General features: G+C 61.1%; 9 protein-coding genes and 1 pseudogene. 4 read left to right on the top strand and 6 right to left on the bottom strand.

What is annotated here, in order from left to right; translation table 11 throughout:
- Positions 1-1,195 (bottom strand): peptidase U32 family protein (locus AYR66_RS17610; protein WP_141104267.1); only part of this gene is annotated, 1,195 nt, incomplete at its 3' end.
- 188 nt (positions 1,196-1,383) lie between these two features.
- Here AYR66_RS17610 and AYR66_RS17605 point away from each other — a divergent pair.
- Entirely contained in the window at positions 1,384-1,680 is a 297-nt protein-coding gene (locus AYR66_RS17605; RefSeq protein ID WP_088708586.1) for a BON domain-containing protein, read from the top strand.
- Positions 1,681-1,719: 39 nt separating this feature from the next.
- Here AYR66_RS17605 and AYR66_RS17600 read toward each other — a convergent pair whose 3' ends face one another.
- On the bottom strand, positions 1,720-2,064 hold the full coding sequence (locus AYR66_RS17600; protein ID WP_088708585.1) for a copper-binding protein: 345 nt from the start codon (positions 2,062-2,064) through the stop codon (positions 1,720-1,722).
- Positions 2,065-2,233: 169 nt separating this feature from the next.
- On the opposite strand from AYR66_RS17600, the gene glgX reads away from it, so the two are divergent.
- A complete protein-coding gene (gene glgX / locus AYR66_RS17595; protein WP_088708584.1) occupies positions 2,234-4,342 on the top strand; it encodes a glycogen debranching protein GlgX in 2,109 nt (702 codons plus the stop codon).
- 38 nt (positions 4,343-4,380) lie between these two features.
- Positions 4,381-4,839 carry a hypothetical protein gene (locus AYR66_RS17590; protein WP_088708583.1) on the top strand — a complete coding sequence of 153 codons (459 nt, stop codon included), beginning with the start codon at positions 4,381-4,383 and terminating at the stop codon, positions 4,837-4,839.
- Here AYR66_RS17590 and AYR66_RS17585 read toward each other — a convergent pair.
- The 4 genes from AYR66_RS17585 to AYR66_RS17570 form a co-directional block, all read right to left on the bottom strand.
- On the bottom strand, positions 4,836-5,066 hold the full coding sequence (locus AYR66_RS17585) for a hypothetical protein (RefSeq protein ID WP_141104096.1): 231 nt from the start codon (positions 5,064-5,066) through the stop codon (positions 4,836-4,838). The genes AYR66_RS17590 and AYR66_RS17585 overlap by 4 nt on opposite strands.
- A 268-nt stretch (positions 5,067-5,334) precedes the next feature.
- Positions 5,335-7,086 (bottom strand): methyl-accepting chemotaxis protein, encoded by a 1,752-nt coding sequence (locus AYR66_RS17580; protein WP_088708581.1) that lies wholly within the window; start codon positions 7,084-7,086, stop codon positions 5,335-5,337.
- 363 nt (positions 7,087-7,449) lie between these two features.
- Positions 7,450-7,698, bottom strand: a complete 249-nt coding sequence (locus AYR66_RS30595; protein WP_420093108.1) for a DUF3563 family protein — start codon at positions 7,696-7,698, stop codon at positions 7,450-7,452.
- A gap of 141 nt (positions 7,699-7,839) precedes the next feature.
- Entirely contained in the window at positions 7,840-9,390 is a 1,551-nt protein-coding gene (locus AYR66_RS17570) for an alpha-amylase family glycosyl hydrolase (protein ID WP_088708580.1), read from the bottom strand.
- A 377-nt stretch (positions 9,391-9,767) separates the two neighbouring features.
- Between AYR66_RS17570 and AYR66_RS28970 the strand changes: the two are divergent.
- Positions 9,768-10,747 (top strand): annotated as a pseudogene (locus AYR66_RS28970) (DUF3416 domain-containing protein); the annotation flags it as partial.

Here is a 10,747-nt window from a genome sequence, read left to right as displayed (position 1 = left end):
CGCGGTTGCGGTGGATCACGATGCCGGGCTTCAGGCCAGTTAGCGTGGCCATCGGCTCGTTCGGGAAGACCCGCCAGCGCTGCCCGTCCGCCGCGTCCCCGAGCTTTTCCACGGTGTTGGCCTGGATGCCTACCGTGTCGCGCTTGTGCATGTAATTCAGGCCGTCGCCGTTGGCCATGGGCGCATTCGTCACCACGTCGAAATGGTCGGTGCCCATGCGCGCAACCGTGCCGAGTTCCACACCCACATATTTCGGCGAATCGAAGGCGCCGATGTCGCCCTGGCGCCCCTGCGCAAAATAGTCGGTGTGGCCACGGTGGAAATTCTTGTCCACGTCAGGCGTGAACAGCAGGCGCGTGCGGCCGCTGGATGCGCGGACGAATTCGGGACGCCGCTCCAGGATCTCGTCGAGCAGGCGGCGGTAATGGCCGGTGATGTTTTTCACATAGCCCATGTCCTTGTAGCGGCCTTCGATCTTGAAGGAGCGGATGCCGGCGTCGACCAGCGCTTCCAGGTTGCGGCTCTGGTCGTTGTCCTTCATCGACAACAGGTGCTTCTCGTAGGCAACCACACGGCCCTGGCCGTCAGTCAGGGTGTAGGGCAGGCGGCAAGCCTGCGAGCAGTCGCCGCGGTTGGCGCTGCGGCCCGTGTCCGCGTGGGAAATGTAGCACTGGCCGGAGAACGCGACGCACAGCGCGCCATGGATGAAATATTCGAGCGGGGTGTCGACCGCCGCGCGTACCGCGCGGATCTGTTCCAGCGTCAGTTCGCGCGCCAGCACCAGCTGAGAGAATCCGACCGCGCCGAGGAAACGCGCCTTTTCCACGGTGCGGATATCGCACTGCGTGCTCGCATGCAACTGGATAGGCGGCAGGTCCATTTCGAGCAGGCCCATGTCCTGCACGATCAGGGCGTCGACACCGGCGTCGTATAGCTCCCAGATCTGCTTGCGCGCAGCGTCCAGCTCGGCGTCATGCAAAATGGTATTGAGCGTGACAAAGATGCGGGCATGGAAGCGGTGCGCGAAATCCACCAGCCCGGCGATGTCCTCGACGGAGTTGCTGGCATTGTGCCGCGCCCCAAAAGACGGGCCGCCTATGTACACGGCGTCGGCGCCGTGCAGGATGGCTTCACGCCCGATATCGGCGTTCTTGGCGGGGGAAAGCAGTTCGAGCTGGTAGTCGAGGAGTGACATGGGAGGGATCCGGTCCGGCGAAGGCAGAAATTATAGCCAATGCGTGATCTGCCGGCGGGGAAGAAGTTCCTTGGCCTCGATATTGACCAAACGGCAATCGCGCAACTGAAAGTGAATTTTTTTACATCATTCTGTTGTCATACAGGCTCGTTTTCTTTTCCGTGAATTCCCAAGAAAAAGGAGCACTTATGAAAACCACCGGTCTCGTCCTCTGCGCTGCGCTGGTCCTTGGCGCATGCGCTTCCCCGCAGAAATCCCCGGATGCGGAGCTGGCTGCCCGCATCAAGCAGGAAATCGCCCAGACGGAAGGCATTGGCAGTGCCCGGTCGGTGAATGTCGAGACGGCGAAGGGAGTAGTGATCCTCTCGGGATTCATTGGCACCGAGAAGCAGAAAAACGATGCGGCGCAAACGGCGCTGAAGGTATCCGGCGTCCAGCAGGTGTTCAACAACATCCAGGTGCTGAACCGGAGTTCCGGGCAATAAGGAGACGGCCCGCTGGCCGGGCCGTCCGAGGGATGTTGCTTATTTGACGACTTCCATCTTGGTGACGGTCAGCGCGCCCTTGACCTTGTCGGCGTCGAAGCGGACCTTGTCGCCAACCTGGACCTGGTCGAGCATCTTCGGATCGGCAACGCGGAACACCATGGTCATCGGCGCCATGTCGAGGCGGTAGAGCCGGCCGTGCTTGAGGGTGATCTTGCCGGCGCCCTTGTCGATCTTCTTGACTTCGCCGGCAGCCATTTCGGCGGGCGCGGTGGCGTTTGCGGCCGCGCCGTGGTGGTCCTTGTGCGCGTCCTGGGCAGCGGCGTACTGCGCCGAAACGAGGCCGAGAAGAAGGGCGAGGGCGAATTTCGTGACGTGCTTCATTCCGTTTTCCTTATACGGTTGAACAGTTTTCCAGAGAGTTTCCGGAGTGGATGGAACGTAACCGGACGGGGAGGGAGTCTAGCACGACGCACATGCGTTTCCGGAAGGTTTGAACGTTATTGAAACAGCGCCGCCTGCAGGTCGTGCAAGGCGGCCGGAGAGGAGAGACATGTTTTTCGAAATCCCCGACCGCCTGCTGCCCGGACGCCCGTTTCCAATGGGCGCGAGTTATGACGGTCAGGGTGTCAACTTCGCGGTTTTCTCGGCGAGCGCGGAAAAGATCGAGCTGTGCATCTTCGACGCCGCCGGCCGCAAGGAAGTCGGGCGCCTGCCTTTGCCGGATTGTACCGACGAAGTCTGGCACGGCTACCTGCCGGAAGCGGGGCCCGGCCTGCTGTACGGCTATCGTGCCTACGGCCCGTATGATCCGCAGCGCGGGTACCGGTTCAACCATCACAAGCTCCTGCTGGATCCATATGCCCGCCTGATGTCCGGACCGCTGCGCTGGTCGGATGCACTATTCGGTTACCGCCTCGGCTCGGCGCGCGGCGACCTCAGCTTCGACCGGCGAGACAGCGCACAGGCCATGCCCAAGTCGGTGGTGGTGGAAGACCTGTTCAACTGGGGCGGCGACCAGCGGCCCTATGTCCCGTGGTCCAAAACCGTGATCTACGAGGCGCATGTGCGCGGCATTTCGATCCTGCGCGACGACATCCGTCCTGACCTGCGCGGCACCTTCGCCGCACTGGCCAATCCCCGCTTCATCGAGCACCTGCTCGGACTGGGCGTGACCACGCTGGAACTCATGCCGGTCAATGCCTTCCTGCAAGACCGATTCCTGCTGGAAAAAGGATTGCGCAACTACTGGGGCTACAGTCCGTTTTCTTTTTTCGCGCCGGAACCGGCCTACCTCTCGGGCGGCGGCCTGAATGACATGCGCCTCGCCGTGCGACGGCTGCATGCGGCAGGCATCGAGGTCATCCTCGACGTTGTCTACAACCATACGGGAAGCGGGAATGAATACGGCCCGACGATCTCCTTCCGCGGTCTCGACAACGCCAGCTACTTCCGGCTCGTGCCGGGTAACGAGCGCTACTACATCAATGAAACCGGCTGCGGCAACACATTGAATGTCTCGCATCCGCGCGTGCTGCAGATGGTGATGGACTCGCTGCGCTATTGGGCAGAGTCCTTCCGCATCGACGGTTTCCGCTTTGACCTCGGTGCCACGCTGGGGCGCGAGGGAACGGGCTTCGATCCTGGTTCGGGTTTCTTCGATGCGATCCTGCAGGATCCGGTGCTGTCGCGGCTGAAGCTGATTTCTGAGCCCTGGGATATCGGGCCGGGCGGTTATCAGCTTGGCAACCACCCTCCCGGCTTCGCTGAATGGAATGACAAGTTCCGTGACGGCGTGCGGCGCTTCTGGCGTGGCGATCCGGGGCAACGTGCAGATTTCGCTGCGCGCATCTCAGGGTCGGCGGACTTGTTTAACCGCCGGCGGCGCAAGCCGTGGGCCTCGATCAACTACGTCGCCTCGCATGACGGCTTCACGCTGCAGGATGTGGTCAGCTATAACGAAAAGCACAACGAGGCCAATGGCGAAAACAACAACGACGGTCACTCCGAGAACTACAGCAACAATTGGGGCACCGAAGGCCCGACCGGGGATCCGGCCATCCTCGACCTGCGCGGACGCGTCCAGCGTGCCTTGCTGGCAACAGTGGCGCTGGCGCAGGGAACGCCGATGTTGCTGGCAGGGGATGAATTCGGACGCTCCCAGCAGGGCAACAACAATGCGTATTGCCAGGACAATACCCTGTCCTGGGTCGACTGGAACCTTGCGCAATCGGAAGACGGAGCGGCACTGAGCAAGTATGTGTGCCGGCTGATGGAGGTACGCCGATGTTTCGATGCGCTGCAATCACAGCGATTCCAGCACGGTGAGGAAGTGGCTCCTGGCGTGCGCGACCTTGCCTGGTTCGATGAGCGGGGCGAGGAGTTGCCGCCGGATGCCTGGCAGAACCCGGAGGCGAGGGCGCTGATGGTGCAGCGCGCGAGCATGGGGAATGAGGGTCGGCTGGATATCGTGCTGATGCTGGTGAACGGCGGGCATGACGCAATCGAATTCCGTTTTCCAGGCGAGCGCCTCACATGGCAGCTGCTGATCGATAGCAGCGCAGCCGCGCAGGCGGTGCGTGCAGTCGAAGAACCAGCAATGATGGTGCCCGGCCATAGCGTCGTGGTGCTTGCCAATCGGATACCAGAGGCCATGCGCTAGCCAGTTATACTCGGACGATTGCCATCCCCGGATTTTCCATGAAGCACGTCGTCCAGCTACCCGGTCCCGCCATCGTCAACCGCGCCGTCCACACCATGGTGGTGATGGTCGTCGCGCTGTTCGCTTTCCATTTTGCGAGGCTGGCCGGATTTTCCGCTGCTGCAGTGGCGGGTGCCATGCTTGCCGTGCTTGTGGCGCTCGCATCGCTTGGCCTGCGTCGCATGGTGTCGGTTGATGCAGGCGCACAACAGGTGGTCACGACGGTCACGCTGTTTTCAATTCCGCTGCGCGAACACAATGATCCTCTTCCCGGCATGGCCTGGGCCGGCGTGAGGAGCGATCTGCCGGATCTCGTGGTCGAAGTCGGCACGCCTTCGGGCGAGGCGGTCGAGGTCCAGCGTTTCAGGAATGCCTACGGCCATCGCGAGAGCGAGGCCATTGCCGCCTGCTCGAAACTCGCGCAGGCACTGCACATGGAAGACCGGGGTTATGCCTAGCCGGCGACGGCCACTTCGGCGGCAATGGTTTCCTTCCTCTCCGAAGGCTGCCTGCTGCGCACCCGGCGCGAAAACGCGGTCATGAAGGCCGCATAGCTGTCGGAGCCGACAGCCAGTCCCATCCTGCGCGCCTTGATGACGCCGGTTTCAATCGTATCGTCGAGATCGTATGCGAGGTCGCCCATTTCCCAGGCGGACTCGTCACGATGCATGAACCTCATTCTCATGTTGCTTCCTTGTTGCGTGGATCAGGGAGGCCGGCTGCCTCCTGAATCCACTCTAGCGCCGCGGCTGCCGCAGGCTCAAGGCTTGAATTGATTGGTAACAACTGTGTGACGTGGGTGCAACAGAGGGCAATGCAAGATGCAGGGATCTGCGGTCGAGCGCCGGTGGGACTGGTTGTAATTGTTTCTTGGATTCCCCGTCGCCCTCGCGAAGGCGACGGGGGAAATGGGGACGAAATACAGTTTTCGGCACCCGCATTCAAGCAAGGTACTAGAACTCTTCCCAATCATCGCTCGACGCCTGCGCAGGCAATTGACGTGCACGCGCAGGTGCGGCGGCACGCACTGGCGCCGCCTTCGGCTTGATCGCGGGAGGTGCAGCCTTCGGTTTCGGTGCCGGCACTTGTACCGGAGCAGCGACATGCGACACCGCGTAGGTATCCCCGGTCTTGAACACGCCCACGACCTGCGTCAGTTTCCCCGCCTGGTCCTGCATCGATTGCGCTGCCGCCGCGGATTGCTCCACCAGCGCCGCGTTCTGCTGTGTGACTTCATCCATCTGCGCGATGGCCTGGTTGATCTGTTCGATGCCGGCGCTCTGTTCGTCACTGGCGGCCCGGATCTCGGCCATGATGTCGGTGACGCGACGGACGCTGTCAACGATTTCCGCCATCGTTTCGCCGGCCTGGTTGACCAGTTTTCCGCCGGCGTCGACGTTGGAGACCGAATCCACGATCAGGGCCTTGATTTCCTTTGCGGCGGAGGCGGAGCGCTGGGCCAGGCTGCGCACCTCGGTGGCAACCACCGCAAATCCCTTGCCTTGCTCGCCGGCACGGGCGGCCTCGACCGCGGCATTCAACGCGAGGATGTTGGTCTGGAAGGCAATGCCGTCGATGACGCCGATGATGTCGGAGATCTTGCGTGACGATTCGCTGATCCGGCCCATGGTGTCGACCACCTGGGTGACCACTTCACCGCCGCGCCGGGCGACATCGGAAGCAGTCGCGGCCAGGGTGTTGGCCTGGCGCGCATTTTCGGCATTCTGCTTGACGGTGGAAGTCAGTTCTTCCATCGACGATGCGGTTTCTTCCAGCGAGCTGGCCTGTTGCTCGGTGCGGGACGACAAGTCGAGGTTGCCGGAGGCGATTTCCCCCGAAGCGGTATTGATGGTGTCCGAACTGACGCGTACTTCGCCGACGATCCTCACCAGGCTTTCATTCATCTCCTTGAGCGCCTGCAGCAGCTGGCCGGTTTCGTCGCGCGAGTCTACCGTGATGCGGCTGGTCAGGTCGCCCGACGCGACGGTCCTGGCGACTTCGACGGCGCGCGCGATCGGACCTGCAACGCTCCTGGTGATCAGCAGCGCGACTGCAATGATGCCGCCGGCCGCGACGGCCGCGGTGACCAGCATCAGCATCAGCGCACGCGAGCGCGCTGCCTCGCCGTCCTTGATGCTCGAAGCCGCAACGTCTTCGTTGAGCTTGACGATCTTTTCCAGCGTCTCGTCGGCCTTTGTAATGAGAGGAATGGAGCTTTCGTATTGCTTGTAGAACTGTGCGAACAGGTCTTTCTGAGTCTGCTCGGCGGTATTCTTGGAGAGTGCCTCGAGCGTGCGCGCGAGTTCGGTGTCGACGCGCTTCCAGGCTTCCCACTCGCCGACAAATTGCTTCCAGAGTACTGCCTCTTCCGGCGTTTGAGGCAGGGGTTCGTACATGCGCCAGCCGGCCTCCGCGTCCTTCCACGCCTTGGCGCGTTCGGCGATGATGGCATTGAACTGGCTTTGCGCCTTGTAATTGTTTTCATGGATGGCCGCCGACAGGGTTGCCACCCTGACATCGGTCTTGCCTTCACTTAACATCAGTAATCCATGCACGGACGGAAGGCGCACTACGCCGATTTCCTCCACTGCCTCGCCTATGCGCGCAATTCCTGCATAACCGACCGCTCCCAGGATCACGATGGTTGTCAGCATGGCGGCTGTAAGCGCGAACAGCTTCCATTTGATGGTCAGGTTCTTGAACATTTCAGTCTCTTCAGGGTTCGAATTGGTCCGCCTCATGGGCGATGTGAGCAGCAGGGCAAGGCGTATAGAAAAAGCGCAATTCCAGAATAGTTGATCCAGATCACGTCGTCAGAAAATATCACGCTAAGTAGTTTTGCGAGTTCTCTGGAAGACAAAAATTGTGGAATTGGGTTGCTGAATAGAATCAGTATGTTCGGCAGTCATGGCCGGAGAAAGCGGTATTGCACGTTGGCCAAGAGATTCCCAGTGGGGAAGGGTTCGATCGGGGAGGTGAAACGCAGAAGAAGTGCGGGGAGACAGACAGATTGCGAGGGAGGGGGAAGGCGGCCTGGCAGCCGCCTCATGGTTGCCGTAATGGCAGCTTCAATACGTCCAGGTGAATGCGCCGCGCGATCCGCGGTCGAGGTCGCGCATGCGGCGTTCGAGGTCGTAGCAGTCGGTGGCTTCGGCCAGGTAGGCTTCGTCCTGCTCGCGACGGGTTTCTTCAATACTGCGGCTCAGGGCATTTCCGATACGTTCAAGCGCCGCATGGGTAGTCGCGGCGATTCCATGGCCCATAGCGCGCATGGCGGTAACCAGGGCGTCAGGCATGTGGAGTGTTGCGGTAGACATTTTCTTTTCCTCTTCAATGGTGCATGAATCATGCACTCACACTATATGCGGCGGCACTCATCATGGATACTTTCGATTAGGAATGTGAGATATCTCTTGCGTGAATTTGTGCAAATTTGCCATTGATTGGAATTTGATTGCTCAGTCTTCCAGTAGAGCGAATCCGCTTGTGCCCAGGCTCAATGTCCCTCCCTCAAAGCGTGCGTGCTGCGCGCGGACTACCTGGTTTGCATCGAGTCCATGCATCGTTTTCGCCACGCCATCCATATTGAAGACGCAGAGCAGTACACGTCCCTCATGGTGTCGACGGAAGGCAAGCACACCATCCGGCGCGTCGAAGAAATCGATATGCCCAAGCATGAGTGCCGGATGCTCCTGACGCAGCGCAATCATCTCGCGCGCGAAATGCAGCATCGACGCGCTGTTGGCTTCCTGCTCCTCGACATTCAGCGCGCGGTGTGACGCGTCCACCGGCAGCCAGGGCTCGACCGTGCTGAATCCACCATGGGCAGCATCCGTCCACGGCATCGGTGTGCGGCAGCCGTCACGCCCCTTGAACTTTGGCCAGAAGGAAATTCCGAACGGATCCTGCAGGCGTTCGAACGGCACATCGGCCTGCGGCAATCCGAGCTCTTCGCCCTGGTACAAACAAATGTCGCCGCGCATGCAGAGCAGCATCGCAAAGTGCGCCTTCGCGGTGTCCACCGGATCGCGTCCCTGCAGCCAGCGGGTGGCCACACGCGGCTTGTCATGGTTGCTCATCGCATAGCAGGCCGAACTCGCCGGATGAAGATGCTCCTCCAACGTGGTGATCACATTGCGCACGTAGGCAGCGCTGTAGTCCGGACGCATCAATGCGAAGCTGTATGCGGAATGCAGGCGGCCTGGCTGCGTGTACTGTCCCATCAGCTTGAGAGGATCGACGCCGCCGACTTCAGCCAGGCTGAACGCACCATACGCATCGAGCAGCTTGCGGATGCGCTCCAGGAAGGGCAGCATCTCGGGCCGTCCCTGGTCGTACAGGTGCACCTGGAATCCGTAGGGATGCAGCGCATCGACCGTGTTTTCGCGCGGCGGGTTGTTACGCAGCAGTTCGTCCTGGAAGACGTGGTTGCAGGCATCAAAGCGGAATCCGGTGACGCCCATGTCGAGCCAGAAATCCATTTCCGCGAGCACCGCATCCTGCACCGCCAGGTTATGCATGTTGAGGTCGGGCTGGCTGGACAGGAAAGAGTGGAAGTAGTACTGCCGCCGCTCCGCATCCCAGCGCCATGCCGGTCCGCCGAAGACGGATACCCAGTTGTTCGGCGGGCTGCCGTCGGGCTTCGGATCAGACCACAGATACCAGTCCGACTTGTTGTTTTCGCGCGCACGACTCTGCTTGAACCAGCTGTGCTCTTCCGACGTGTGCGAGATCACCATATCGACGATCACGCCCAGGCCGAGCGATTTCGCGCGCCGCATCAGGCTCTTGAAATCATCCATCGTGCCGAAGATAGGATCGACCGCGCGGTAGTCCGACACGTCGTAGCCGAAGTCCTTCATCGGCGACTTGAAGAAGGGACTGATCCAGATCGCATCGACGCCGAGGCTCTTGATGTACGGAAGCTTTAGCTCGATGCCAGCGAGATCGCCGATGCCGTCGTTGTTCGAATCCGCGAAGCTGCGCGGATATACCTGGTAAATGATCATTGCCTGCCTCACAAAACAACCCAAGAGGTTTCCGAGGGGCGGAAACCTTTCCTCGCAATATCTGTTTCTGGCGGGAATTGCGCAATGGCGTAGAGGCAAGAAACACGTGTTTTGTTCCTCGTCCGCAACTGATTTCCTGGCGGACGTAAACGTCTTGCAATGATCGCGCTGCAAGCTTGCGATTTCTGAATGTCTTTTCGCGAACAAACTGTCGCGTCGGCTGCTCTATTGGAAATGATTCACGCCGCTGCGTCGTATCGCGGCTGCGTGCAACTTTCGCAACCAAAGCAATTCGAACGACGACGATGCGATCAGCGAAGCCCTTCCTTCCGAGGATTTACTACCTCGACCCGCGGCTCCCCGGCGGCCAGCAAGAAATGGATCAACTCCTCGACCGGTGCGTGGAACTGGGCTTCGACCATGTGATGGTGCCGCAGGCGTCGGACATCAAGTCCTTCGCGGGCGACAAACTCAAGCTGCTGGTGGATGTCGACGTGCGCACGACTGGCGACGATGCAGACGCTCCCGCGGACTGGTTCGGGCAATCGATGCCGGATGACGACCTGCCCGATCCACGGCGTCCCGTACATCGGCAAAGCGTGCGCCGCCTGCGCACGGAACTGCCTGACGTGGTGGAGCAGGTCGCTGCGTATTGGCGCCAGCGCATGCTCGATGCGGCTGATGCCGGCGCCGCCGGATTTCGCTGCATGGGACTTGGCGATGTCCCGCCATACTTCTGGACAAACCTGCTGGACGAACTGAAGGCCGTGCGTCCACAACTTCGTCTCCTTGCATGGACGCCCGGCTGCAACGCGGCGCAGCTCGATGCATTGGCCGGATGCGCGTTCGACGCCACATTTTCATCGGGCGCGTGGTGGGATTACCGCTCGCGCTGGCTGGCGGACGAACAGGCGCGCCTGGCCCGCATCGCGCCACCGATTGCCTTTCCCGACAGCCCGGATGAACCAGTCGCCGGGCGCATCACCGGCAACGAAGAAGCCGGCGTGCGGCGGCAGGTTTTCCTGCGCGCGCTGGGGCTGGCGACGGCGGCGGGCAACGGCATCCTTGTAAAGATGGGCTTCGAGTTCGGCGCCTCCGGCGTCGCCTCACGCTGGGAGGATGCGCGCGCGCTCGCCCCGTTCGACCTTTCGCCTGAGATTGCTCAGGCCAATGCCTTCATCGCATCCAATGGAGCGGCGTTCCACGGCAGTCCCGCATGCATCGTCAGCAGTCCCAACGCTGGTGTCGCGCTGCTCCTGCGGGAGGCGAAGGCCGCACCGAATGCACCGCGTTCCGCCTTGCTCGCAGTCGCCAACGCCGATGCATCGCGACCTTGTTCCATCACATCGAGCCATCT

The organism is Noviherbaspirillum denitrificans (assembly GCF_002211445.1).
Lineage (GTDB): Bacteria > Pseudomonadota > Gammaproteobacteria > Burkholderiales > Burkholderiaceae_D > Noviherbaspirillum > Noviherbaspirillum denitrificans.
The sequence above is the reverse complement of the archived record's forward strand: the minus strand, read 5'-3'. Positions and strand labels throughout refer to the sequence as shown.